This is a genomic window from Chryseobacterium sp. MYb264 (genome assembly GCF_035974275.1).
Taxonomy (GTDB): domain Bacteria; phylum Bacteroidota; class Bacteroidia; order Flavobacteriales; family Weeksellaceae; genus Chryseobacterium.
Map to the genome: position 1 here is coordinate 1,980,676 of NZ_CP142422.1, position 26,489 is coordinate 2,007,164.

Genomic DNA, 26,489 nt, shown 5'->3' on the forward strand with positions numbered 1-26,489 from the left:
AATCCTTGGATTTGACCGATTTACTTTTTATTTTTTCAGGAATTTAATATTTTTATCATTGATCTTAAAAACATAGGTTCCGGGAATTAATTTCTGAATGTCAATTGATTTCCCGGGTTGATATGTTCCCTTTTCAACCAGTTTTCCATCCACAAAATAAATCGTATATTCTGTTGATCTATTGATCCCTTTTACAAACAATTCATTCTTAGCAGGATTTGGATATAGTGCAAAATTCTCAAGACTTACATCGGCTGTTCCTAACGTTGTATCTTTTGTTACCGTAGAATTCCTTTCCAGCATCTGATATTCATAGTTAAACTGAACGCTTGCGACAGGAAATGAGACGGCTTCGGTAAAATATTGATTGTTACTGGTATTATTTAATGTAAGATAAGCCACCTGGCCGCCAGTTCCGTTTACTTTTACCGGCAAAGGCATTTCAAAGAAACTTACTGTTGGGCTACTTTGTGTCTGTGAAACTTTAAAGGTCAATGCCTGATTTGCCCCGGATTGCGCCCATCGGATATCATACGTCGGATATCCCTCACCATACACCCAGTCATTAAAAAATTCGGTAAAATCTTTACCTGTAGACTGCATCATTGAAGCCTGCAGGTCTGAAGTTTTCACATAATTATATGCTAAATCCGGTCTCGAATGATATTCTTTTACAGCCTGATAAAACGCATTATCACCTAAGATCCATTTCATCATTCTCAAAATATAGCCTCCTTTTGCATATGACAGCCTTCCATTGAAAATATAGGATTGATTTCCTGCGTTGGCGTCCGAAACGTACGTACTTCCTGTTGGAACTTGTGTAATATAATCTTTCTGCCCTGCAAGATAAGTCATAAATTCAGCATGGGTAAGCAGCAGCTTTTCCCTGGCTACATGCTCACCGAAAGTGGCAAACCCTTCATTCAGCCAAATATCATTCCAGGCACCACAGGTTACTTTATCACCAAACCACTGATGAGCGAGCTCGTGTGCAATTACCGGCCTGTTCCATCCTGACATTGAAGACATCGTCTGATGCTCCATACAAACTCCGTTGTAATGAAACTCCATGTGGCCATATTTTTCATTTCTGAAAGGATAAGGTCCAAAGTAAGTTTCAAATACGTCCATGATGTCTTTTGTCCAGTTGATATCAGCCATAACAGAGGAATTACCCGCTGTGGTCGGATAAAGATAATTCACAAAAGGGAAAGGTGGATTTCCCATTGTGTCATTCAGCTTAACAAAATTGGTAATGGATAAAGCTACCAGATAAGCCGCCATGGGATACTGCGTTCTCCAGAAAGTCAGTTTTTTATTATCAGGAAGCGAAGTTTCAGACATCAGCTTCCCGTTCGCCGCCACGCTGTATTGATTGGGCGTGGTAATTTTAAAATCAAACCGGTCGATCTTATCATTCATGCTTTGTTTTGTCGGAAACCAGTCCTGTGCTCCGAAAGGTTCATTTAAAGTGGCTAAAATGAGATTTCCATTTTGAGAACCTGTAGAAAAAGCATTGTTATTGGTTGCCGGCGCTCCTGAATAATGAATGGTTAAAGAATCCACTACATTCGCCGGAACTGATGTCTGAAAATCTATTTTAAGCTCTTTCGTTGCCAACTGCTGAAAAGCCAGATTTGTACCGTGATACTGAACCTGAGTAACGGTTAATACATTGGTCAAATCAAAATAGATACTGCTCATATTTTGATTTGGTTTAAAATGAGAAGTCACGGTACCCGAAATTTGATATTGTGCAGGATCCAGAGCCACATCCATTCTCTGGTATTGTAAATCGTAATTTAATGTATTGGGATTGATGTTGTATGTTATCATTTTTTGGGTGAATGACTTCATTTCCTTTTCAATCAAAGCTTTTCTTTCGATATTTTCATCCTGAGAATACAATTGATGAAATGAAAGCACACTTAAAAACAGAAAGTAGAATTTTCTCATATTCAGAATATTATACTCAAAGATAAAAAAAACCTTCTAATCAATGATTAAAAGGTTTTTATATTGTTAAATAAATATTTTTAAAGATCCAAAGCCGGCTCAAGAATTTTTTCCATTCTTTTCTTTACCATGTCTACAGAACCTGCATAATTGTTTACCATTAGAGAGAAAACCAGTGTTCTTCCAGAATTGGTCTTCAGATAACCTGCCAAAGTTTTCACTTTATTTAAAGTACCTGTTTTAGCAAAAACCTGTCCGTTCCCTGTTCCCAGGAACATTCTTTTTAACGTTCCGGACTGTCCGCCAATCGGCAATGACGTTAAATAGGTCTGATAATATTTTTCATCCATTAAAGAAGTCAGGAACTTCACCTGAGAAATCGGCGTTACGTTATTCGCTCTTGAAAGTCCGCTTCCGTCCATGTAATTTAGCCCTAACATATCAAAACCTTCATCTTTTAAGTGTCCGGTCACTACTTTTCTGCCCGATTCAGTGGTTTGATCCCCCAAACTCTGGAAACCAACTGTTTTTAACAAGGCTTCTGCCAAACCATTATCACTGTGCTGATTGGTATAAAAAATAATATCACCCAAAGTCGGAGATTTGTATGCCGAAACGAGTTTTCTGCTTTCAGGCGTAGCATCTGTCATTTTAGGCGTAACTTTTCCGGTCACTGCTACACCGCTTTTCACCAAAGTAGTTCTTAAAGTATTCGCCAGATAAGCTGGTGCATCCGGTAATTTTGTCGTCAAAATCCCATCACCTTCATATTTATCAGCATATACCATCTGATTATTATACGGCGAAACATAGAAAAATTTCTTATCCGCAGAGAATCCATTTTTCTTTACGATCAGTTTTTCATTCGCTGGGTTTATTTCTCTTGTAGTACCAGCCGGTAAATAGTAATTATTATTTTCCAACCACACAACATTTTCCGGAAGCTTCGAAATGTTACCTTTGAAAAGCGCTGTCTGAATGATAATATCACCGTTTACCTTTTTGATTCCTTCACGGGAAATTCCGCTCACGAAGTCAGAAACAATATCTCTGTAAGATGCGGCACCTGCTTTATTGGTTCCCATTGAAGGGTCTCCGCTGCCTACGATATAAAGATTTCCGTCCAAAACTCCATTTTCGTCCACTGTTCCTGAATATTCCAGCTGCGTCATCCAACGGTAGTTCTCACCTAACATATTCATTGCTGTTTCTGTGGTCAAAAGTTTCGTGGTAGAAGCCGGAACCAAGGGAGTGGTTTCGTTGTACGAAGAAATTACCTTCTTCGTTTTCGGGTCGTAGACTACAAATCCCCAGGTAGCATTTTTCAGCACGGGATCTGCCATCATTGTGTTTACATTAATGTCTACAAGTTCTTTAGGCGACAAAATAGTTTTTTCTACCATCGAAGTGATGGGAGAAGGTAAGTTTAAACTGCTCTTCTGATTGTCATAAGCCTGAGAATATAGAACCGTAGATACGGTAGACTGAGCCAGGAAAAATCCTGAAGCCAGTACCGCGGCGCTTGAAATATATTTTCTGAAGTTTACCATCTATTTTTTCATTTTGCTATATTTTGGATAAATTAAAAATCAATGGGTTAAATTGAAAGTTAAAAATCCAAACATATAATCAACGATCAAAAGTAGAAAATATTGTTATATAGTAGTTTAGTAGACTATTATAAAACACTATAAAGTTTGTTAAAAAGTGTTAAAAATCCACTAAAACCTGTTTTTTAATACTTTGATAAGCAGTAATTTCTTCAAACTCGGTGATACTTTGTAAAACCAGCTTCTTATATTCTTCATACTTTTTACCGCGCGGAAGCTTCAGCATAATCTGAAACTGATACAGATTATTAAGCCTTGCAATAGGTGCTTTTTCAGGACCTAAAACACAATCTTCTGGAAGATATTTTCTTAAAATAGAGCCTAAAAACTGAGAAGCACGGTTTACCTTGTCTTCTTTAATGTGTTTCAGCTCGATCATGATGAGTTTTGTGAACGGCGGATAGTGGAATTTCTGTCTTTCCGTTAAAATGTATTTATAGACCTTGGCCGGATTATTCATTTTAATCAATTGAAAAACGGGATGATCAGGATTGAAGGTCTGAATTAAAATCTTCCCTTTTCCAGAGGTTCTCCCCGCTCTCCCGGAAACCTGTGTAATCAGTTGATAGGCCCTTTCCTCGGCTCTGAAATCCTGAACATATAACATCGAATCTGCCTTAGGAATGGCCACCAATTCAATATGATCAAAGTCTAAACCTTTAGAGATCATCTGAGTTCCCACCACAATATCTGTCTCTCCTTCTTCAATTTTTTCGTATAACTTTTCGTAGGCAAATTTCTTTCTCATAGAATCCACGTCCATTCGGTCTACTTCATTTTCAGGGAATAATTTGACCACTTCTTCATGAATCTGCTCGACTCCTACTCCTCTTTCATTCAGGTTTTCAGACTGACACTTCGGGCAGGTCTTCGGTTTTGAAGCTCTCTGACCGCAATAATGGCATTTCATTTCATTTGCAGCCTTATGATAGGTCATCACAACATCACAATTGGAACAATAATTCACGTAGCCACAGGATTCACATTCCACCACATTGGCATAACCACGGCGGTTGTGAAGAACAATCGCCTGATTTTTTTCATCGACCACTTTTTTAATTTCATCAATTAAGTGCAGTGAGAAATTTCCTGACACCTTTTTAGAGTCCTGGGCTTCTTTAAAGTTAATGAGTTCATATTCGGGAAGATTCACATTTCCGAAACGCTCTTCCAGGAAAACATATTTCATTTTATCCTTTCGTGCATTGTAATAACTTTCCACAGAAGGTGTTGCCGAACCTAAAATAACCCTGGCTCCATAAAAATTTCCGAAAACCAAAGCGGCATCCTTTGCATTAAAATTGGGAGAAACTTCCCTCGGCTTATATGCAGAATCATGCTCTTCATCTACAATTACCAATCCAAGATTCTGAAAAGGTAAAAACAATGCATTTCGTGTTCCGATGAGGATTTTAATATCATTCTGACGGATTCTTCGCCAGACTTCCACCCGTTCAAAATCGGTGAGTTTCTGATGATAAAAACCAAGCTGCCTACCGTATTTTTTTTCTAATCTTTGGGTAATCTGTTTAGTTAAAGCAATTTCCGGAAGCAGGAAAAGTACGTTTTTACCTTCCTGAATGCATTCTTCAATTTTCTCTAAATAGATATGCGTTTTTCCTGATGACGTTACGCCGTGAAGCAAGACATTCTGGCCTTCTTCAAACGCTTCATCCACTTCAGCTTTCGCTGATTTCTGAGCTTCCGAAAGTTCTTCAATCTCTTCGATTTCGCCTTCGTAGCTTTCAATCCGGTCTTTCTGCATATAATATTCTTCAACCAAACCTTTGTCAGCTAACGCTTTGAAATGAGAACTCCCAAAATAACCATCCTCAAATAATTCTGATTTCTTGATCGGAACATCCGGATTTTCAGTCTGCGTTTCTAAAATATGAAGGAAGAGATCTTTCTGTTTCTGTGCTCTTTTCAATAATAAAAGGATCTCCGTAAGATTTTGTCTCTCCAGCACCTCATTATTGATTTTCACATACGCTACTTCTTTGGCTTTATACTTTTCAGCGATTTTTTCGTCGATTTCAATATACTGCAAATCGATCAGTGAATTGATCGTTTTAATGATATCTTTCTTTGGAATAAAGGCTTCAATATCTGATAAATTGATCAGCTGACGGACTTCCAATGCCTGAATCAGATACATTTCGTTGACATCAAGGTTCTCGAATTCAACTTTTACATTGGGTTTTAATTTTAAATAAGTTTCACTTTCCAGCTTTAAAGAAGAAGGAAACGCAAAACGGTAAATCTCACCCAACCCGCATAGGTAATATTCTGAAAGCCAGTTCCAGAATTTAATCTGCTCTTGTGGAACAATCGGTTTGTCATCTAAAATACTGATCACCTCTTTTGCCACAAACTCGATCGGCTCATTGTCATGAAATTCAAAAACAATTCCCGTATAAATCTTCTTACCACCAAACGGAACCAAAACCCTCATTCCGATTTGAATTTCAGATACTAATTCTTCAGGAACTTTATACGTGAAAGATCCTTTTAAGTTTAACGGTAAAACAATTTGAGCGTAATTCAAGACAAATATTTAAAGTGTAAAATTAATTTTTTCTTTTGTGAACTGCAATTTTTTATATTTTTATCGTTCTTGCTATAAACTTAATAAACTATCCATGAAAAAAATTCTTTCAATTATCACTTTATTCCTAATCGTCTTAAGTAAGGCTCAAGGAAAAAATTATTTAAACAAAGGAGAAATTACCATTCCTATTGGTCAAAAAGTTATATTAAAACCTGAAATAAAAAATAATAAAATCACCAATTTTGAAATTGTAAAAGAAGTTACTATTAACGAAAAAATTGATTTGTTTAATACATTAGAAAATTTCAAAAAAGATGAAGTTAAAGATAACAGTATTGAACTTACTTTTACAGAAGCTCAAATGATTACCTCAACAATTTATGCTTTAATTGTTATTCAAAAAACAGGAAAAAAAATGATTTTTAAAGCAAAGATGAAACTCCAAGGGAATTCGACCTATCAGTCAACTTCCATTATGCCTGCAGTAAGTAACACAATCCATGTTGAACAATGGAAAGATCATATAGATTCAATTATATTATATGATTTTGAATTAAAATATTGATTCAGTAATATAATACCAAATCGCCGAGGTAAAAAGTCCTACAATGATGCTAAAACCGATTGTGAGATTGGTAAGCTTGGTATTCAAGCGAAATTGTTCAGCGATAATACTCGAAGTAAGAACGGCTGGCATGGCAGATTCAAAAATAGTTATTTTTGCGATGTTCCCCTTTATTCCGAACAGAAATGCTAAGCCAAGCGTAATGGCAGGAGCCAGAATGAGCTTATAGAGCATGGACATAGACATTTGAGGAATAAGTTTTTTCCAACCGTTGAATTTCAGTTGCAGTCCCACCGAGAATAAAGCCAATGGGCTTACCGTTGCCGCCAGTTTATCGAAAAACGGCTCTGCCAAAGTAAAATCGAAAAACTGAGACAATACTAATGCGGCGATACACCCAACTAATGGCGGGAAAGTGATCAATCTTTTTAAAATGAACTTTGCGCTTACGTTTCCCGATTGGCTTCCTCCTTTTAATGCCGCAATAATTCCTAACGTAGAAAGTGAAAAAAACATGGTCTGATCACAGATGATGGCAATACTTAAAAGGCTTTCGCCATAAAAAGCAGAAACCAACGGAAAGCCTAAAAATGAGGTATTGCTGTAGCCGCTTACCAATTCCAACGTGCTTCTCGACCGCCTTGAATATCCTTTTCTTTTGCTGTAAAACATCATGAAGAAAAAGCAGAAAACCGAGGTAAGAAAGGTTGCAATGATGGGGAAAAGCATTTCTGTCGTCCAGTGAACTTTAGGCAGATATTTGAATGATACTGCGGGAAGTGCCAGATACAGAATCCAGGTATTGATGCCTTTGTGTGCATCGGGATGGATGGATTTTGTTGCTTTGAAGATCATTCCTGCCAAAATACATACCGCGATCAGAACAAAATTTACCATAATTCAAAAATGTAGAGCAAATTTACAACTGAATTTTGAAAACAACTTACTTAAAAAAAGAAAGCTTCAAAATTTTAAAAATCCTGAAGCTTTAGTTATTTAATTCATCGTATCAAAAAGGCTCATCACCTCCACTTTTTCCAAAGGTTTTGAAAGTGTAATTTTTCTGGCGGTCTTCGGTAAAAGATCAAAGAAATTATCACTGAAGTGAGTGTCTCCCATCAGATAAACATCTTTAGCCAAGACGTCCGTGGAAACTTCAATTTCTGTCGAAGATATTTTCCGGATCCTAATATTTGGTTGGGATAGTTTTAAATCTTTTGGCTTCGCAAAGAAGTGATTATTCTGAGTTATTATCTTCTTGTTTCCGTCTTTTAAGATCAATTTTAAAAAGACTTCATTTGGATTCGCATATTTGATGATATTCTTAATTTCGAGATCATTAAATTTCACCATTCGATCTAATGTTTTTCCCTGGAGAACAGTTGTTAAATCATTCAATATCTTCCCATTAAAATCCGTAACCTGAATTTCTACGTTTACGTCTTCAAACTTTTTCAAATCATCATTAATGGCATAAAAATTCAGAATCCCTTCTTTTTCTTCCGTTACAATCACCTGATTTTCAAAACTCCTTTTTACCTGATAATGCAGCGCTTTCCAGTTTCCCAAATAATCAATGGATGACCATGAAACTACCGGCCAGCAGTCATTCAACTGCCAGTATAAAGTTCCCATATTGTAAGGTTGTGAGCGGCGATGCGCTTCAATAGCAATCTGCATTCCGCGAGCCTGAAGCAATTGGGAAACGTAATTATATTTCACAAAATCAGTTGGAATTTTATAATCCCTTTTCATGTACAAATCGATGATTTCCCAACCTCTGGAATGTTTTTCGTGCGCTTTTATCGTTTCGTTCTGTAAGCTTAAATCCGGTTTCCCTGAAAACATAGATTTTGTGGTTTCCAGCGTCGGCATTCCCTGAAAACCATATTCAGAAGCAAATCTCGGAACTTTTTCATTGAAAATTTCAAATGGCTGCTCGCCCCACCAAACGCCCCAATAATGAGAATCTCCTTCTGTTAAGCTTTCTTTGTGCCCCCAACCGATTGATGGTGAACTTTCCCAATAAATCGATTTATCTTTTGCAGCAACTTCATGAATTGCATTCGGAATCACTTCATGAAAAACCTTTTTATAATCCTTCCAAACCTGAATTGAATCTTCCTTCGAATAATTGAGCTGTTTCTGATAGCCCCAGTTAACAATCGCTTCATCAATTTCATTATTTCCGCACCATAAAGCCAGTGAAGCATGGTTCTGAAGTCGATTGACCTGATATTTTACTTCTTCTTTTACATTATCCAGAAAATTTTTATCTGCAGGGTAAAAAGTTCCTGCAAACATAAAATCCTGCCAAACCAAAATTCCGTTTTCATCGCAAGCTTTGTAAAATTCGTCATCTTCGTAAATTCCGCCTCCCCAAACACGAATCATATTCATATTCGCTTCTTTAGAATCTTTGATAAGTTTTTGATATTTTTCTTTGCTAATTCTCGGTGTAAAACTGTCTGAAGGAATCCAGTTGGTACCTTTTGCATACATCGGATTTCCATTCACCTTGAAGTAAAATGATTTTCCCTTTTCATCTTTTTCCTGAATTAATTCAATCGTTCTCAAACCAATTCTTTCAGTTGCTTCAGCTAAAATTTTCGAGTCTTTTTGTAAAGAAATCTTGATATCATACAAATTCGGATCACCCCAACCGTTCGGTTGCCAAAGTTTTGGATTATCAATAATAAAAGGAGTCTGAATTGTATTTTTTCCCTTTTTTAATTGAATTTGATTGATTTTATTATTAATTAAAACAGAATATTTCCCTTCTTTATCCGTAAGAATTTCAGTGTAAATATTTAATTCTGCTTTTTCTTTGGTTAAAACTTTTTGTTCAATTTTTACATTTTCAAGTTGAGCAGAATTCCAGAATTCCAACTTTACATCTTTCCAGATTCCTGTCGTCACTAATCTTGGACCCCAATCCCAGCCAAACTGATACTGCGCTTTTCTCACAAAGCTTCTCGGAGATTCCGGGATCGTAAAAGGAACTTTTTTAGCCAATTCTTTTCCAATATTTACTGCAGATTTAAATTTGATTTGTAATACATTATCTCCGCTTTTCAAATATGTTTTCACAGGAATCCCCCATTTTCTGAACATATTATCAGTTTTCTTCAACAATTTCCCATTCAGATAAATTTCAGAAAACGTATCCAATCCGTTAAAAACCAAATTGATATTTTGATTCTTTAATTCGTTTGAAGAAATCTTAAAACTCGTCTGATAATCCCAATCTTCATTTTCAATCCACTGTACTTTTTTTTCATTTTCATCTTTGAAAGGATCTGGAATAATTTGGTTATTCATCAAATCCAAATGAACCGTTCCCGGGACCGTGGCGGGCAACCATATATTTTCCCTGACGTTTTTGAACTGCCATTTTTCGGAAGATAAATTGCGCTCAGAATTTTGAGCGTTGATGAAAGTTTGTATAAGAATAAAAGAAAAAAGTAAAATTTTGTTCATTATAATTTATTTACAATTCGATGAATTCCGTCTTTGAGTAGGGGTGTGTTAAAATTAATAAGAAGTCCGAGCTTAATATTGGTCAATTTTAAATAAGTTAATACTTGAGAATAAAAAACAGGATGGATTTCTAATGTTGATTTTATTTCAACGATTACTTTATTTTCTATAATTAAATCGAGTTTATAGGCATTACCAATCAATTCATCTTTGTATCTAAGAGGTAATGAAACTTGTGATTCAACTTTTAAACCTAATTCTTTTAATTCATAAGCTAAAGCTAATTCATATGCATTTTCCAATAAACCCACTCCTAATGTTCGATGTACTTCTAAAGCTGCTCCTATTATTTTATAGGATAATTCATTTTCTGTCATTTGTGTGTGTAATTTTTTTCAACGCAAAGTTTTATTTGTTATCATGCATATTTAAAGGAGCAAAGGATGAATCAACAAGTTGATTTAATCAAGCGTACGCATTAACCATAAAGCTTCTTCAGCGACTTCGTCGCAATTCTTTGCTCCTTAAAATCAATATTTCTAATAATAAATCTTTGCGTTGAAAGAATTATATTTATTTTTCCTAATAAAAAACATTATTTGTTATCATTTATATTTAAAAGAGCAAAGAAAAATCAACAAGTTGATTTAATCAAACGAGCGCACTAGCCATAAAGCTTCATCAGCGACCCCGTCGCAATTCTTTGCTCCTTAAAGTCAAAAGATTTAAATAATTAAACTTTGCGTTTAAAAACATTAGCATTATTTACTCTTCAAAGCAACCACTTCTTCTGCAACCGCAAAAACTCCTCCATCCGTAATCGCTGAAGAATGGAAATATCCAGCTTTTGTAAAGTCTCTCAATTCCTGAATATTAGTTGAACGAAGTCCCCCACCAACAAGAATTTCTATTCTTCCGTTGGATAACTCCACCAGCTTTTTCAGATTATCTTTGCCTTCAGAAACGTTCGGTCTTTGCCCGGAGGTAAGGATTGTTTTAAAACCACAGTCGATTACTTCCTCTAAAGAATTCTCTAAATCTTTTGCCCTGTCGAAAGCGCGGTGAAAAGTGCATGGATAAGGTTTTGCAAGCTTTACCAATTCTTTGTTCCGTTCCACATTCACCTCATCATTTTCATCTAAAATTCCGAAAACAAAGCCGTCGACATTTAATGATTTTAACTGAGTCAATTCCGATTTCATCTGTTCAAACTCTGCATCAGAATACGTAAAGTCTCCGCCGCGAGGACGAATCATCACAAAAATAGGAATGTTTATTTTTTCTCTTAAATGTTTTGCAGTTTCGAAGCCCGGTGTGGTCCCGCCTTCGCTTAGTCCGTCACACAATTCAATTCTGTCTGCTCCGTTCTCGAAGGCAATGATCGCTGATTCGGGGTTGAAGCAGGCTATTTCTATTTTTGACATATTCGTAGATTTTGGCTAATGCCAATTGATTGTTTTATATTTTAAAAACGGGTTAAAGCCCATTCCTATTGATATTTAAATTTAACTAATTTGATTCTATAACTCCGTCTATCAAAAATTTACCTTCTTCTTTTATCACTTTTATATCTCTAAAATACTTTGCTTCAAAACCATCATCAGCCAAAATCACCTTAAATGTATAAACATTGTTCAATACAGTTGTGACCTCACACTTTCTTATCTCTATATTAATCCAGTCTTGTGCAGAAATAAGAAATCCTGTATTTATTCCTGCAAAATTTATATCATATTTATCTCCCCATTTTTGATCAAACTCCTTACGAGTTAAACTTCCGTCAACATCCATATCGACATTTGTTGCATCTGTTTTAAACTCATAATAATCTTTAGTTGTGATTGCTTTCATTATTTTTTCCTGTTCAGAAATATCAGCTTTGAAGTAATCAACAATACTTTTTTCTAGCCATTTTTTAGCTTCATCAGCTCCTTTACTATTTTCAATAACAATATCTTCGATTGTCGGCTCAGAAATATTTGGCTTATTTTTAACATTATCTTTACATCCAATCATTGATAATAAAGACATAATAATCACCCTTTTCATAATTAAAATCTTTATTTCAAAGCAAATCCAGGTTTTTCCAAACGGTTGCCTTTTTGATCATAAACGGCAAAATTAAATCCGTCCTGAATACAATACGAACCATATTCCCCTTTTTTATTGATCGCAATAAAACCAACCTGAATATCTTTCAAGTTTTTATCTCTTCTCTGTGTAATTTTCACGATTCTTTCCACTGCTTCTTTACAGGCCTGTTGCGGATTTCTTCCCTGTCTCATCAGTTCAACCACCAAATGAGTTCCCACCGTTCTGATGACCTCTTCACCATGTCCCGTTGCGGTAGCTGCCCCTACTTCATTATCAACAAACAAACCTGCGCCAATAATTGGAGAATCTCCTACCCTTCCGTGCATTTTGAACGCCATTCCGCTGGTTGTGCATGCTCCGGAAAGGTTTCCGTTAGTATCCAAAGCAATCATTCCAATCGTATCGTGGTTTTCAATATTGACAATAGGTTGATATTTACTGTCTTTCAGCCATTCTTTCCATTCTTTTTCAGATTCGGCTGTTAAAATATTTTCTTTTTTAAACCCCTGTGAAACGGCAAACTGTAAAGCTCCATCACCCACCAGCATCACGTGAGGTGTTTTCTCCATCACGGCTCTTGCCACGGAGATCGGATTTTTAATATTTTCTAAAGCCGCCACTGAACCGATATTGTAGTTCTCATCCATGATGCATGCATCCAGCGTCACCTTTCCATCTCTGTCCGGACGTCCACCATAGCCCACACTTCTTTCAGTAGGATCATTTTCCACCAGTCGGACGCCCTTTTCTACTGCATCAAGCGCTCTTCCACCTTTTCCTAAGATCGTCCATGCTTCTTCATTGGCCTTTAAGCCAAAGTTCCATGTGGAAAGAACAATTGGTTTATTGACTGGTTTATAATCATTTTCAGGCAGATCTTTTGCAAATACATCCAATGGATTCAATAATAATGCGGATGATAATATTCCTGTATTTTTGAGAAATTTTCTTCGTGAAGACATTTTTATTTTATGTTTAAAGTTTTTAGTTCAATGTTTAATGCTCCAAACAAATTCGAATATCAAACATTCAACCTTAAATTATTAGTTGGCTCCGATTTCGTCTACGAAAAGCCACGCTTTGGAATCTGCACCGGGATTTCCTGCCGGAATAATTCCTGCGTTTTTTATTTTAATTTTAAGATATTTCGAGTTTTGATTTCCTACATTTAATTTGATTTTTCCTTTTGCATCCAGTATTTCCTGCTTTCCTATTTCTTTAATCATTTTAAAATTCGTTCCGTCATCAGAAATAAAAACTTGAGCCAATTTTGCAAAGTGAATCCAGCTTCCTTTATTATCCAACGTATTGAAATAAACTTCTGAAAATGGAATTTTCTGTCCAAAATCAATGGTTGCTATAACATCTTTTCCCTGAAAACCTAACCAAGTTTTTCCCAACTGTTTTTGGTTTCCAATAATTCCATCAACCAGAGTGAAAGCACCACCGAAGGAATAATTTTCACTGGGTTGTTGTTCAAGCGTAATTTTTTTTCCTGTTGTTTTTGAAACTTTAAAAGATTGTGAAGAGATTGCACTTTTTAATTGCCCGTTTTCAAAATAAGCAGATTTTACAGTTAAATCTTTTGAAACAGGAATTATATTTTGATAAGCTGCAGAATTAATAGTGGGCTCCGTTCCATCCAATGTATAACGAATTCCACTGGCACTTTGTGATGTTGAAAGCTCGTAGGAAACTCCGTTATTTGCTGCTGAGACTTTCCCGGAAATATTGTAAATACTTCTGGCATAATTAATTCCCATTTTGTCCAACACCTTAAATTCATTAATCACTCTTCCCTCGAATTCTTTATAATTTTTAGAATCAGCTGTTCCCCAACCTACTTCTGAAAGTGCGAACAGTCTTGGGAAAATCATATATTGAACTTGCTTAAAATCAAGAATATACTCCGTCCATAAATTTGCCTGAACTCCTTTGATATATTTTGCCTGTTCAGCATTCAATTCGGTCGGAACCGGGTTATAAGAATATACTTTATCCAATGGCGTAAAACCTCCGAAAGCATTAGGTTCCGTTGCAGGATCTCCCTGATAATGATCGAAATAGCAATAAGAACCCGGCGTCATTACAGCAACGTGTCCTGATTTTGCCGCTTCAATTCCACCGTTTACACCAGTCCAGCTCATTACAGTTGCGTTTGGAGCTAATCCGCCTTCTAAAATCTCGTCCCAGCCGATGATTTTTCTACCTTTAGAATTAACATATTTTTCAATTCTGTGAATGAAATAACTTTGCAATCCGTGTTCATCTTTCAAATTATTTTTCTTGATTAATTCCTGACAATGAGGACATTCCTTCCATCTTGTTTTCGGACATTCGTCACCACCAATGTGAATATATTGTGAAGGGAAAAGTGCAATCACTTCATCCAAAACATTTTCTAAAAACTTAAAAGTTTCATCTTTCGGACAAAAAACATCATCAAAAACACCCCATTTTGTAGCTGGTTCGAAAGGTCCTTTTGTACAAGCTAATTCTGGGTAAGCCGTTAAAGCCGCCAAAGCATGACCTGGCATTTCGATTTCCGGAACTACTGTGATATGTCTTTCTGTCGCATATTTCACCACATCTTTAATCTGATCCTGAGTATAAAAATACGGTCCGTAAGGTTTTCCGTCAAACGTATTATCAACGTAAGCTCCGATCATAGATTCTTTACGTTTTGCACCAACCGTTGTTAATTTAGGATATTTTTTAATTTCAATTCTCCAACCCTGATCGTCCGTTAAATGCCAGTGAAAAGTATTCAGTTTATACATCGCCAAATAGTCGATATACTGTTTCACTTCTTCCACCGTGAAAAAATGGCGGCAAACATCGAGGTGCATTCCGCGCCATGAGAATTTTGGCTGATCCTCTATTTTTACAGAAGGAATCTGTTTATTCTTCTGATTGCTTTGAATGATCTGAATCAACGTTTGAAGTCCTAAGAAATAGCCTTGTTTTGTATACGACTTAATCTGAATCTGCTTCGGAGTAATTTCCAAAGTATAAAATTCATCATTCTTACCTGAATTACCTGATTTTGGAAGTTGGAAATAGACCAAATTCGCATCTGATTTATTTGAATACTTAAATTTCAGGTCTGAGCTTAGCCTGTTTTTAAAATATTCTGTTTCACTTTTAGGTAATTCACTGCTAAGTGCAAATGTTTCCGGAAGTGTAAAATTTCCATTATTTACACTCACTTCTGTTGGATAAGGAATTAAATTCAACTTATTCTGCGAAAAAATTGCGTTTGAAAGCAGTACAAAAAATATAAAAATAACGCGTATCATTGGATTGGATTAGGTTTTGGCTAATATAATTATTTTAAACTGAGTTCAAAATAAGAATTTTTAATAATTGTGATGCGACATTTTTATGGGCATTTTTTTACTGCAAAAGCGACCGAGATGTTGGGATTTATTTGCCACGAATTCACGATTTTTTTTATTTCCCACTGATAGCACAGATTATTTCAGATTATTCTGCTGATCTATCTTTGTTTAAACTTTGCGGTCTTTTATAAGTAGAACGGCTTTGTGAGCCTTAAAACAGTTAGTAGTAAAGCCCCTCAGAGAACTTTGTGTTCAAATAATAAAAGTATACGACAAGGCTATCATTTGCTGAGTGGAACGCCCTTGCGACCGAAAAAATAATAACCATTACAATAATAAAACCTTTGCGACCGATAGCGTTGAAAATAAAAATTGAATGTATAGGCTAAGAATTCACGAATCTCCTTTATCTGCCGTAAAAGATGCTTTTTTTGTTGGTTTTTCGATAAGCCGCAAAGATATATTTTTCAATACTTTATGTTTTTAAGGCGCAAGGATTTTATCAAAGATAAAATTGAGGGCTGCATATTATGGTTGCGGATGTACAATTTTTTTATTTCCTGCAGATTACTCAGATTGAGAACCCATCAGTAAAAAATCTTAGATTTTCAAAAACTTAAGTGTACTTCTATGCAGTTTAATTTTAAGCTTTACTAGCTAAAGTGTTAAAAAACTTTTGTGGTTAAATTTTTGCCACGAATTCACGATTTTTTTTATTTACCACTGATAGCACAGGTTTTCACAGATGCTGCTGTTGATTTTAGTTATACTTTATACTCTTTTGTAAGTAAAATGGCTTTGTCCCGATTGTAAAATTGATTTAATCTGAATCGGCGAAACTTCGTTTTGTGAAACGTTAAAACAATTAGCCGAAAAAAAGCTTTGAGTCCTCTGTTTTCAGAGATTTGATATTCTTCTAAAAGAAAAAATTCTTTGCTTTTAACTTATTCCCCATAAAAACATCTAATTTTGCAAAAAATAAAGGATGAGAAAAACGATTCTATTAGCAAGTGCGCTATTATTGTCAGTGAGTGCACAGGCACAGCTTTTTGATGTTATAAAATCTACTGTAAAAGACAAAACAGGCATTGACCTCAACACTCCTGTAAAAGGAACCACAACTTCTACGACTCCCACAAAAACTTCTACAGCTACCTCTGCCGTTAACTTAGGGAATTTATCTTCCACTCAGATTTCATCGGGGTTAAAAGAAGCATTAAGCCTGGGCGTAACGGAAGGCGTTAAAAAATTAGGCGTAACAGACGGGTTTCTGAAAAATGAAGCCGTTAAGATTTTAATGCCTGAAAAATTAAGAAAAGTGGATGCTACGCTTCGTTCCGTAGGATTAGGAAGTTTAGCCGATCAGGGAGTAAAATTATTAAACAGAGCCGCTGAAGATGCAGTAACCGAAGCTGCTCCCATCTTTACGAATGCCATCACTTCCATGACGATCACCGATGCTAAAAATATACTTCTAGGAAGTAATAATGCGGCGACAAGCTATTTACAGGGAAAAACTCAAAGTCAGTTATTTACAGCTTTTGAACCCAAAGTAAAAGCTTCTTTGGGAAAAGTAGGTGCCGATTCTGTCTGGAAAGGATTGATCTCAAAATACAATATGCTGACAGGGCAGGCAGTGACTACCGATCTGAATGAATATGTGACCACAGAAACCATCAACGGTGTTTTCAAAATGGTTGCTGATAAAGAAAGCGGTATCAGAAATACACCTGCCATGAGAACGACCAGTATTTTACAGAAGGTTTTCGGAGCTCAGGACGGCAAATAATTTTACAACATTAATATGAGCTCAACTAACTTCCGGCTTCATTCTTCCAACTTGACGCTGATTCTTAGTTAATATCAATATTTTCAAAAAAATCAACATCCATCTTATCATTTTGTGAGATGGATTTTTTTCGTTCAACCTCTTTTGAATTTTTATTACAGTCAATTTCATTTTTACAGTAACCCCTGCTTTCCAGACTCCTATTTTGCATGAATTATTCAAATCGTTTAATGAATTAATTTGCAATTATTTTTTATCACAAAAAGTGGATAAAATTAAATTCAACATCAATTTTGGGGAATAATTCGATGGTCACAACATATGAAATATGATAAAAATCATATATAAATCATAAATTAAATAAAATTTAAAACATTGTTTTACAATTAAATAACTTAAATAATTAACATTCCGTTAAAAAAAATGAAAATTTTATTAAAAAAAGATTAATATAGAAAATTGAAAAAAATCAATCGAAATGCGCAATCGATTACATTTAAATTTTAATTAATTTTTCCAACAAATTTTATGAGAAGTAGCTAAGCTCAGAGTTCTTGTTGAAAAGTAAAAATTTAACTCAAAAAAACTAAAATTATGTCATTTGAAAAAATAGCGGAATCCGGCTTTCGGGTTCGTAACAAGCTTGCTGTTTTGTTTCTGTTTTCCTCTGCAGTAGTTTTTGCGCAGCAGGGTAAAGAGGTTAGCGGAAAGATCACAAACGACAAACAGGCTCCTATTCCTAATGTAACGGTAAAGGAAGAAGGTACAGAAAACACCGTTACAACCGATGCTGAAGGAAAATTTATCATTACACTATTAAAAGATCAGTCTTCACTTTCTGTAGAAAATGAAGGTTTTCAGTCGCGAACAATTGCAGTAGATAATCGCTCTTTTATTGCGATTCCGTTAAAGGAAGAAAGAACAAAAACCATTGAACAGGTGGTCTTAGTAGGTTATGGAAGTGTAAAAAAATCTGACCTTACAGGTTCTGTGAATACTTTGAGCTCTGATAAAATCGTGGAAAGAAATACGACCAGTCCGCTTGAAGCCATTCAGGGAAGTATGCCCGGAGTTCAGATTACGTCTAATTCCGGAAGGGTTGGTGATAGTTTCAAAATGACGATCCGTGGGAATAATTCTTTGATCTCTTCAGGAAATCCTTTGTATGTTGTGGATGGCGTTCCAACTGATAATATCGATTTTCTGAACCCTCAGGATATTGCCCGAATGGATGTATTGAAGGATGCGTCTTCCGCTGCTATTTACGGTTCCCGAGGAGCCAGCGGTGTAGTTTTGGTGACTACGAAAAACGGGGCAACAGCCAAGGGAGGAATCAATGTTTCATTGGAAACTTCTTATGGGGTAAGAACGGCAGCCCGTTTGCCTAAGATGATGACCGGAGCAGAATGGTGGAATTTTCATCAGGCTGCTTATCTGAGCGCATCACCTAATACCCAAACTCCCGCACAATTGGCAACTTTGGCAGGAAATCAGAGTCCGCTTCTGGTACAAAGAGCCAATAACGGCTATAATTTTGACTGGTATGATGCGGTATTGCAACCGGGTACCATGCAGAATCATTATGTGAATATTTCCGGAAGATCCGATGGGGGATTGGGATACAATTTATCCTTTGGTATTCAGGGAAATGAAGGTTTGATCGCCAACGATTCTAATGATAAATATACTTTTAAGCTGGGAATCAACCATAAAATTAATTCTAAATTTACCACAGGGGCCAATATTACCGTAGCAAGAACCATTACCGAATACGGAAGTGATACAGCCATGCGTTCTGCTTTCAGTTTCAGTCCGCTTATTTCTCCTTATGCAATCGATGCCAACGGAAATGATATTCCGGGACAATTATTCTTACTTCCTGGAAAACTGACCTATCCTAACGGAGCTTGGGCCATCAATAAAACCAGTACGATTAATCCTTTGCTGGAAATTGCCAACTCGAGACAAACGGAAAGAACCTGGCAGACGTTAGGAAATTTATTTTTCCAGTATCAGCCGATGAAATGGTTATCATTTAAAACTACTTTTGCCGCAGGATTTTCCACTACCAGCTTAGGAATATCAAATACGGCTGACACCAATATTGGAATTGCTCTGAATAAACAAAACTCTGCTTCTCTAAGCAATTCCGAAAACTTTAATTATACCTGGGATAACCAGATTGACCTAAAGCATACTTTTAAAGATGTACATGATGTAAGTTTATTATTACTGCAAAGTATTTACTCTAACGAAGATCAGTATTCATTTGGATATTCACACGGGTTACCATTTAGTACGGGATACTATAATTTAGGTTCCGGGCTTCAGTCGAGCTATCAGCTTCAGGCTCGACCCTATATGAAAAGAACCCTGAATTCTTTTGCGGCAAGATTAAACTACGGTTTTAAAGACAAATATTTATTAACAGCCTCCACAAGATGGGACGGTTCATCAGTACTTGCAGAAGGAAATAAATGGACAGCGTTCCCTTCTCTGGCATTAGGATGGAAAATCAATAAAGAATCTTTTCTTGAAAATGTAAAATCCATTTCTGATTTAAAGTTAAGAGCCAGCATTGGATACACAGGAAATGACAATGTAGCTCCCTACCAATCACTAGCATTATTAGATCAACAAACTTTTTATGCGAATGGAAGTCAGATTGTTTCAGGATTTCAGTCTGAAGTATTTGCCAACCCATTATTAACCTGGGAAAAGACACGTGAGCTCAACTTCGGATTGGATTTCGGATTTTTAAGAAACCGAATTACCGGTACGGTGGATGTTTACGATCGTCTTTCCGAAAACCTTATTTACAAGCAGCAATTACCTGCTGAAATGGGGGTAAAATATACGTATGCCAATGTAGGATCGGTAAGTAACAAAGGGGTTGAAGTCCTTTTAACTACCAAAAATATAAAAAGTGAACTCATCAATTGGGAAACCACTTTTACCTTTACTAAAAATGTCAACAAACTTGAATCCATCTACAATCAGGATCAGGTGAGTGATAGAGGGAATAATCTTATTTTGGGATCTAGTTTAAATCCTAATTTCAACTATGTGTACGATGGTGTTTGGCAGGAAAGTGAAGCAGCACAGGCAGCGGCCTACGGAATGGCTCCGGGACAGGCAAGACCTAAGGATATCAATGGGGACGGGAAATTTGATGCTAATGACAGAACCACCATCGGAAGCTCGGTTCCTAAATGGCAGGGAAGTTTCTATTCGAGATTTACGATAGGAAAATTTGATTTTAATTTTTCAATCATTACCAGTCAGGGACAAACGGTTTTAAGTACTTTCCACCAGAATTTTGCTGATGTTTCAGATCGAGGGCGCCAAAAGATGGCCATGGACTATTTTGTCCCGACCAACAGTGCCGGATTGGCTTCCAACGCGAATACTACCAACCCTAGACCTGGACCTGTAGCGACAGGAGCAGGGGCATTTTGGTCAACAGGATTTGGATATTACCGAGAAGTCTCTTTTACAAAAGTTAAAAATATCTCTTTGGGATATACTTTTGATTCCGACTTTCTGAAAAAGGTAAAAATGAGCAGCTTAAGAGTTTATGTAAACGTTCTCGATCCTTTTGTATTCACCAACTTTGATGGATACGATCCGGAATGGGCAGCTGCCAACATGGGCGTTAACAGACCTGCAGCCATAACGACACAATTGGGATTAAGCGCAAAATTTTAATTAAAAAGATTATGAAAAAAATAATAGTAACACTTCTTGTAGCCAGCTCGATCTTCAATTCATGCAGTGACTACCTGGAAGAAGAAAGTTTATCTTATGTTCCTGCAGATGGAACTTATCAGACTGCTGCAGGATTTCAGATGTTGGTAAATGCCAATTATGCATGGTTGAAAGGCATATATGGCGGAGATCCATGGCTTTTTGTAGCCGGAACCGATATGTATGCCGAAGGAAGAACCCCCGAACCGGCAGGTCTTAGCCAGTATACCCAGTTGATTCCCGCTTCAGAAGGAGTAGATCAACTGTATACATCGTGTTACCAGCTCATTCAGTCGGTCAACAAAACCGTATATTATTCCAGTATAACCGAGCAGGCTTCCAATGTTCCCACTTTGGTGGCAGAGGCGAGATTTTTGAGAGCCAACGCCTATTTTCTATTGGTTCAAACCTATGGCGGAGTTCCTATCGTTGAGGAGAATTTCACATTACCTACTTTACAGTTTAACAGAAATTCTGCAGAAGAAGTCTATACCTATATAATTAAAGAATTGGAAGCATCACTAGCTGCGGTTGGATCTACTGCCTATGCCACCAGCGGAAAAGTAAACAAGAAAGCGGTGAACGACCTTTTAGCAAAAGTATATTTGACAAGAGGATACGAAAGTTTCGGAGCCAGCACAGACTTTGCGACTGCGGCGACTTATGCGGATGCTGCCATTTCAGGACAAGGTCTTACGGTTGAACCTTCAAAGCTTTTTTATCCCGGAAATGAATTGAATGCAGAAACGATTTTCTCGGTGCAATATGATTTTAATTCAACCACTACCTCTCCTACTACACTCGGAAATAAGCAGTTTTACTATTTCAGTTCGTATTTAGGAGGTGCTGAAACCAACGGAAGTGCACCGTTGAGAAGTTATAACCTTTGTCCGACGGCTTACGCTTTAAACCTATTCAAGCAAGGTGATCTAAGATGGGAAGCCACTTTTATGGATGTTGTCTATGAAAAATATTACGACTATTTCAGGGTTGCTGATAAATCAGATCTGAAAATCAAGCATTTTTATGAGCCGATGTGGTACACTGCCGCTGACAAAACAGCATGGATGACAGCTAATACATCTAAACTCGCCACAGGATTTATTTACCATGATAAAGGAACCTATGATGCGGCTTATACTTTGGTTAAGAACTTAGATTACCAAACGATTCCTGTGAAGAAATTTGATGATCCGGCTACCACAACTCCGGCAAGTACAGGTCCTGTAAGTACGAGAGATATTATTATTTCCAGATTGGCAGATACTTATCTTATTGCAGCAGAAGCTTATTTAAAGTCTGGAAACTCGGCGACTGGATTAGCAAGATTAAATGCTGTAAGAGCAAGAGCTGGCGTTGCAGATGCGACTCCTGCAGAATTTAACATCAACTATATTCTGGATGAACGTGGCAGAGAAATGCTTGGAGAATACAACCGTTGGTTTGATTTGAAACGCACCGGAACTTTGGTTTCAAGAGCCGTTCAGTATAATTATAAAATTACCAGTGCATCAAATTTTAGCGGAAATAATGGTGCTCAGAAAATTTTGAGACCTATTCCTCAAACGGTATTAGATCTCAATCAAAATAAAGATTTCCCACAGAATCCTGCTTATTAAAACAGGAATAATATGACAAAAAATCCGTCTTCACATTTATGAGACGGATTTTTTATGAATTAAAGGCAAAAGTAAAAGGTAAAAAGAGCCAGGTTGATGAAATCATTACTTTAAAATAATTCCTTTTAACAAAATAGTAAACAAGAACTATTGATATTAAAGTCATCAATTTAAACTTCCCGCTTCAAGTCTCTTTCTTCTAACCTAGTATTTATTTTATTTAAAACTGCATTTCAGGAATTTCTCCTTCGATGATCAGATCTGCTTCTGTAGATTGAATGATATGTTCCACCGAAACTCCCGGCGCTCTTTCAACAAGCTTAAATCCGGCAGGCGTAACATCTAAAACCGCTAATTCCGTCACTACTCTTTTCACACAATTCACACCCGTTAAAGGTAGAGTACATTTTTTAAGAATCTTGCTTTCTCCCGCTTTGTTCACGTGCATCATCGCAACGATAATATTTTCTGCGGAAGCCACCAAATCCATTGCGCCACCCATTCCCTTTACCATTTTACCTGGAATTTTCCAGTTGGCAATATCTCCGTTTTCTGAAACTTCCATCGCTCCAAGTATTGTTAAATCTACTTTTTGAGCTCTGATCATCCCAAAACTGAAGGCAGAATCGAAGAATGAACCTCCATCCAGGATCGTGATCGTCTGTTTTCCGGCATTGATGATATCTGCATCTTCTTCCCCTTCGAAAGGAAAAGGTCCCATTCCCAACACTCCGTTTTCACTCTGAAATTCTACGGAAAGATTGTCCGGAACGTAGTTGGCCACCAATGTAGGGATCCCGATTCCTAAATTTACATAATACCCGTCTTTTACTTCTCTGGAAATTCTTTGTGCAATTTGTTCTTTAGTTAACATAGCTTTATCTTATCCCGCCAAATTAGCCATTTTTTCAGAATTACAAAAAAATTTCTTTTCTTATCCTATGATAAATTTCCCTTTTCAAATTGTTGTAAATTTGTGCACTTTTAATTATACCAATGAAAATTTTACTAAATTATTTAAAACCATATAAATGGCTGATACTGGCATCTCTTCTATTAGCCTCAATCAATCAGGTATTTTCGCTGTTTGCGCCTGCCATTACTGGAAATATATTAGACAAACTGGTTACCCATCCTAATTTTTTCGATAAAGAGAAAACCCTTCCGAGAACTATGACGGAATATCTGAACGGAACTGATCTTTATCACGGTGTATTTTATTTTTTAGGATTATTGATTGGAACTGCAATGATCAGCCGGATTGCCAAAGCCTTTCAGGATTATGTAGTGAATGTGATCATCCAGAAATTTGGAGCAAAGATCTTTACGGATGGTTTAAAACATTCCATGAGACTGCCTTTCCAGGAATTTGAAGACCAGAGAAGTGGCGAAACGCTTTCAATTTTAACAAAAGTTCGTGAAGATTCGGTGAAATTTATTAATAATTTCATCAATGTATTTTTCGGAATTTTGGTGAGTATTATTTTCGTTTCGGTGTATGCCATCCGTCTGCATTGGACGATCATGCCTGTGTATGTGGTCGGGATTATCTTTATCGCCGTGGTCACCAATTTATTAAGCAAAAGAATTAAAAATATCCAGAAAAGTATTGTTACAGAAACAACAAACTTAGCCGGAAGCACTACAGAAAGCCTTAGAAATATTGAAATTGTAAAGAGTTTAGGACTGACCAATCAGGAAGTTGAACGTCTGAATAACAATACGTATAAAATCTTGAATTTAGAATTAAGGAAAGTAAAAAGCATCCGTTCTTTAAGCTTTGTACAGGGAACCTTGGTTAATTTTTTACAGCAAACCATAACGTTTACTTTATTATTATTAATCTTTAAAAACATTGTAACGCCGGGACAGTATTTATCATTAATGTTTTACGGGTTCTTCATCTTCGGACCTATGCAGGAAATTGGAAATATTATCATTTCTTATCGTGAAGCACAGGCTTCGTTGAATAATTTCGATCGCGTGATGAAAAAAGAAGTGGAACCCAAACCTTTAACTCCAAAAAAAATTGGTGCTATTGAAGATCTGAAATTCCAAAGTGTTTCTTTTCAGCATCAAAGCGCTCATTATAAAGCCATCAACTCGATTTCATTTGATGTAAAAAATGGAGAAACCATTGCTTTTGTTGGCCCCAGTGGTTCAGGAAAAAGTACTTTGGTGAAATTGCTTGTCGGTTTATACAGACCTCAAGATGGAGCCATTCTTTATAATAATATTGATGGAAAAGAATTTGATTTTGATGAATTAAGAAACCAAATCGGATTTGTAACCCAAGATACTCAGTTGTTTGCAGGAACGATCCGAGAAAACCTTTTATTTGTCAATCCATCAGCCACGGAGGAAGATTTACAATTAGCCTTAAAAAAATCAAGCTGTACGGCACTTTTAGAACGTGCCGAAAACGGAATTGAAACCGTAATCGGAGAAGGCGGACTAAAATTAAGCGGTGGTGAAAAACAAAGAATTGCCATTGCCCGAGCTTTATTAAGAAAACCGCATTTATTGATCTTTGATGAAGCAACCTCTGCCTTAGACAGTATTACTGAGGAAGAAATTACTATGACGATTAAGGAAGTTTCTAAAGAAAAAGAACAAATTACAGTGCTTATTGCGCACCGATTAAGTACAATTATGCATGCCGACAGAATTTATGTTCTGGAACGCGGACAAATTGTGGAAACGGGATCACATTTAAAGTTAATTGAAGAAAAAGGATTGTATTATGCCATGTGGAGACAGCAAATTGGAGAAAGGAAAATTGCTGAAACACTTATTTAAAAGGATGGAAGTTAGATGATGGAAGCTGGAGGCTTTTATGATTGATAATAAAATTACCCCGAAAGTTGATTTCGGGGTATTATTTTTTAAGAAACTTATGAAAAAATTAATCTTTTTTTCTAACCGTTCTCTGTTCAATTCTTTTTTCAAATTTTTCTCCCTGAAAAATTCTTTGGATCATAATTCCCGGAATGTGAATTTGGTTAGGATCTAATTCTCCCGGTTCTACCAATTCCTCAACTTCCGCAACGGTAATTTTTCCTGCTCCAGCCATCGGATGATTGAAATTTCTTGCCGACCCTTTGAAGATCAGATTTCCGGCATGATCGCCCTTCCAAGCTTTTACGATTGCATAATCTGCTTCGTAAGCGTGTTCTAAAATATGAGGTTTTCCTTTAAAATCTTTTACTTCTTTCCCTTCCGCCACTTCAGTTCCGAAACCTGCAGGTGTATAAAACGCAGGAATTCCCGCCTGTGCCGCTCTGCATTTTTCTGCTAAAGTTCCCTGTGGAGTCAGTTCAACTTCCAATTCTCCCGAAAGCATCTGTCTTTCAAACTCAGCATTTTCTCCCACATAAGAAGAAATCATCTTCTTGATCTGTCTTTTGTGAAGCAATAAACCCAACCCGAAATCATCCACTCCTGCATTGTTTGAGATACACGTAAGATCTTTCACATCGCTCTCTACCAAAGCATTGATTGAATTTTCGGGAATACCGCAAAGTCCAAATCCGCCCAACATCAACGTCATTCCATCCTGAATTCCTTCGATGGCTTCCTTTGCATTTTTTACTCTTTTATCTATCATGAAATATTAGATTTTCTGTTGGCTTAAATTTAATAATTTTTCTCATATATCTGATATTTCACAAGTCGACCCGTAAAAACAGCAACGTAAATTTCTTAGTGGTTAGATTTTTATGGCAATAGAATAA

General features: G+C 36.5%; 17 protein-coding genes. 5 read left to right on the forward strand and 12 right to left on the reverse strand.

The annotated features are described in order from the left end of the window. Positions 1–27 precede the first annotated feature (27 nt). From VUJ46_RS08455 to priA, 3 genes are all read right to left on the reverse strand, one after another. Positions 28–1,959, reverse strand: a complete 1,932-nt coding sequence (locus VUJ46_RS08455) for a M1 family metallopeptidase (RefSeq protein ID WP_326984548.1) — start codon at positions 1,957–1,959, stop codon at positions 28–30. 80 nt (positions 1,960–2,039) lie between these two features. Next, entirely contained in the window at positions 2,040–3,509 is a 1,470-nt protein-coding gene (gene dacB, locus VUJ46_RS08460) for a D-alanyl-D-alanine carboxypeptidase/D-alanyl-D-alanine endopeptidase (RefSeq protein WP_326984549.1), read from the reverse strand. 160 nt (positions 3,510–3,669) lie between these two features. Further along, positions 3,670–6,117 (reverse strand): replication restart helicase PriA, encoded by a 2,448-nt coding sequence (gene priA / locus VUJ46_RS08465; RefSeq protein WP_326984550.1) that lies wholly within the window; start codon positions 6,115–6,117, stop codon positions 3,670–3,672. 94 nt (positions 6,118–6,211) lie between these two features. On the opposite strand from priA, the gene VUJ46_RS08470 reads away from it, so the two are divergent. Beyond that, positions 6,212–6,685, forward strand: coding sequence for a hypothetical protein (locus VUJ46_RS08470; protein WP_326984551.1), 474 nt, complete (start codon positions 6,212–6,214; stop codon positions 6,683–6,685). On the opposite strand, the gene VUJ46_RS08475 is transcribed toward VUJ46_RS08470, so the two are convergent. From VUJ46_RS08475 to VUJ46_RS08505, 7 genes are all read right to left on the reverse strand, one after another. Continuing rightward, positions 6,674–7,582 (reverse strand): AEC family transporter, encoded by a 909-nt coding sequence (locus VUJ46_RS08475; RefSeq protein WP_326984552.1) that lies wholly within the window; start codon positions 7,580–7,582, stop codon positions 6,674–6,676. The two genes, VUJ46_RS08470 and VUJ46_RS08475, sit on opposite strands and share 12 nt — an antisense overlap. 99 nt (positions 7,583–7,681) lie before the next feature. Continuing rightward, positions 7,682–10,165, reverse strand: a complete 2,484-nt coding sequence (locus tag VUJ46_RS08480; RefSeq protein WP_326984553.1) for a beta-mannosidase — start codon at positions 10,163–10,165, stop codon at positions 7,682–7,684. After that, positions 10,165–10,542, reverse strand: coding sequence for a GxxExxY protein (locus VUJ46_RS08485; protein WP_326984554.1), 378 nt, complete (start codon positions 10,540–10,542; stop codon positions 10,165–10,167). Before VUJ46_RS08485 ends, VUJ46_RS08480 begins: the two co-directional genes overlap by 1 nt. Positions 10,543–10,926: 384 nt before the next feature. Next, entirely contained in the window at positions 10,927–11,589 is a 663-nt protein-coding gene (locus VUJ46_RS08490) for a copper homeostasis protein CutC (protein ID WP_326984555.1), read from the reverse strand. An 85-nt stretch (positions 11,590–11,674) separates the two neighbouring features. Continuing rightward, on the reverse strand, positions 11,675–12,196 hold the full coding sequence (locus VUJ46_RS08495) for a hypothetical protein (RefSeq protein ID WP_326984556.1): 522 nt from the start codon (positions 12,194–12,196) through the stop codon (positions 11,675–11,677). Between the two features lie 29 nt (positions 12,197–12,225). Continuing rightward, positions 12,226–13,221 carry an isoaspartyl peptidase/L-asparaginase family protein gene (locus VUJ46_RS08500; RefSeq protein WP_326984557.1) on the reverse strand — a complete coding sequence of 332 codons (996 nt, stop codon included), beginning with the start codon at positions 13,219–13,221 and terminating at the stop codon, positions 12,226–12,228. 81 nt (positions 13,222–13,302) lie between these two features. Next, positions 13,303–15,558, reverse strand: coding sequence for a beta-N-acetylhexosaminidase (locus VUJ46_RS08505; protein WP_326984558.1), 2,256 nt, complete (start codon positions 15,556–15,558; stop codon positions 13,303–13,305). A 1,027-nt stretch (positions 15,559–16,585) separates the two neighbouring features. Between VUJ46_RS08505 and VUJ46_RS08510 the strand changes: the two genes are divergently transcribed. From VUJ46_RS08510 to VUJ46_RS08520, 3 genes are all read left to right on the forward strand, one after another. Then, on the forward strand, positions 16,586–17,389 hold the full coding sequence (locus VUJ46_RS08510; RefSeq protein WP_326984559.1) for a DUF4197 domain-containing protein: 804 nt from the start codon (positions 16,586–16,588) through the stop codon (positions 17,387–17,389). A 594-nt stretch (positions 17,390–17,983) separates the two neighbouring features. Then, complete coding sequence (locus VUJ46_RS08515; RefSeq protein ID WP_326984560.1) at positions 17,984–21,097, forward strand: SusC/RagA family TonB-linked outer membrane protein; 3,114 nt, start codon at positions 17,984–17,986, stop codon at positions 21,095–21,097. Between the two features lie 11 nt (positions 21,098–21,108). After that, positions 21,109–22,755, forward strand: a complete 1,647-nt coding sequence (locus tag VUJ46_RS08520; protein ID WP_326984561.1) for a RagB/SusD family nutrient uptake outer membrane protein — start codon at positions 21,109–21,111, stop codon at positions 22,753–22,755. A gap of 220 nt (positions 22,756–22,975) precedes the next feature. Here the strand turns inward: VUJ46_RS08520 and VUJ46_RS08525 are convergent, their stop codons facing one another. Continuing rightward, positions 22,976–23,629: a CoA transferase subunit B gene (locus VUJ46_RS08525; RefSeq protein ID WP_326984562.1), complete on the reverse strand. Its 654-nt coding sequence runs from the start codon at positions 23,627–23,629 to the stop codon at positions 22,976–22,978. A gap of 122 nt (positions 23,630–23,751) precedes the next feature. Between VUJ46_RS08525 and VUJ46_RS08530 the strand changes: the two genes are divergently transcribed. Continuing rightward, the gene (locus tag VUJ46_RS08530) at positions 23,752–25,554 is read left to right on the forward strand and encodes an ABC transporter ATP-binding protein (protein ID WP_326984563.1); all 1,803 of its coding nucleotides are present in this window, start codon (positions 23,752–23,754) and stop codon (positions 25,552–25,554) included. A gap of 106 nt (positions 25,555–25,660) precedes the next feature. Here the strand turns inward: VUJ46_RS08530 and VUJ46_RS08535 are convergent, their stop codons facing one another. Next, the gene (locus VUJ46_RS08535) at positions 25,661–26,362 is read right to left on the reverse strand and encodes a CoA transferase subunit A (RefSeq protein WP_312398243.1); all 702 of its coding nucleotides are present in this window, start codon (positions 26,360–26,362) and stop codon (positions 25,661–25,663) included. Positions 26,363–26,489 lie beyond the last annotated feature (127 nt).

Excerpts from the sequence above, each read along its gene's own strand:
- VUJ46_RS08480 (WP_326984553.1), bottom strand. The coding sequence starts at position 10,165 with ATGAACAAAATTTTACTTTTTTCTTTTATTCTTATACAAACTTTCATC.
- VUJ46_RS08475 (WP_326984552.1), bottom strand. The coding sequence starts at position 7,582 with ATGGTAAATTTTGTTCTGATCGCGGTATGTATTTTGGCAGGAATGATC.
- VUJ46_RS08500 (WP_326984557.1), bottom strand. The coding sequence starts at position 13,221 with ATGTCTTCACGAAGAAAATTTCTCAAAAATACAGGAATATTATCATCC.
- VUJ46_RS08455 (WP_326984548.1), bottom strand. The coding sequence starts at position 1,959 with ATGAGAAAATTCTACTTTCTGTTTTTAAGTGTGCTTTCATTTCATCAA.
- VUJ46_RS08510 (WP_326984559.1), top strand. The coding sequence starts at position 16,586 with ATGAGAAAAACGATTCTATTAGCAAGTGCGCTATTATTGTCAGTGAGT.
- VUJ46_RS08515 (WP_326984560.1), top strand. The coding sequence starts at position 17,984 with ATGTCATTTGAAAAAATAGCGGAATCCGGCTTTCGGGTTCGTAACAAG.
- VUJ46_RS08505 (WP_326984558.1), bottom strand. The coding sequence starts at position 15,558 with ATGATACGCGTTATTTTTATATTTTTTGTACTGCTTTCAAACGCAATT.
- VUJ46_RS08485 (WP_326984554.1), bottom strand. The coding sequence starts at position 10,542 with ATGACAGAAAATGAATTATCCTATAAAATAATAGGAGCAGCTTTAGAA.
- VUJ46_RS08535 (WP_312398243.1), bottom strand. The coding sequence starts at position 26,362 with ATGATAGATAAAAGAGTAAAAAATGCAAAGGAAGCCATCGAAGGAATT.
- VUJ46_RS08520 (WP_326984561.1), top strand. The coding sequence starts at position 21,109 with ATGAAAAAAATAATAGTAACACTTCTTGTAGCCAGCTCGATCTTCAAT.
- dacB (WP_326984549.1), bottom strand. The coding sequence starts at position 3,509 with ATGGTAAACTTCAGAAAATATATTTCAAGCGCCGCGGTACTGGCTTCA.
- VUJ46_RS08470 (WP_326984551.1), top strand. The coding sequence starts at position 6,212 with ATGAAAAAAATTCTTTCAATTATCACTTTATTCCTAATCGTCTTAAGT.
- VUJ46_RS08490 (WP_326984555.1), bottom strand. The coding sequence starts at position 11,589 with ATGTCAAAAATAGAAATAGCCTGCTTCAACCCCGAATCAGCGATCATT.
- VUJ46_RS08530 (WP_326984563.1), top strand. The coding sequence starts at position 23,752 with ATGAAAATTTTACTAAATTATTTAAAACCATATAAATGGCTGATACTG.
- VUJ46_RS08525 (WP_326984562.1), bottom strand. The coding sequence starts at position 23,629 with ATGTTAACTAAAGAACAAATTGCACAAAGAATTTCCAGAGAAGTAAAA.
- VUJ46_RS08495 (WP_326984556.1), bottom strand. The coding sequence starts at position 12,196 with ATGTCTTTATTATCAATGATTGGATGTAAAGATAATGTTAAAAATAAG.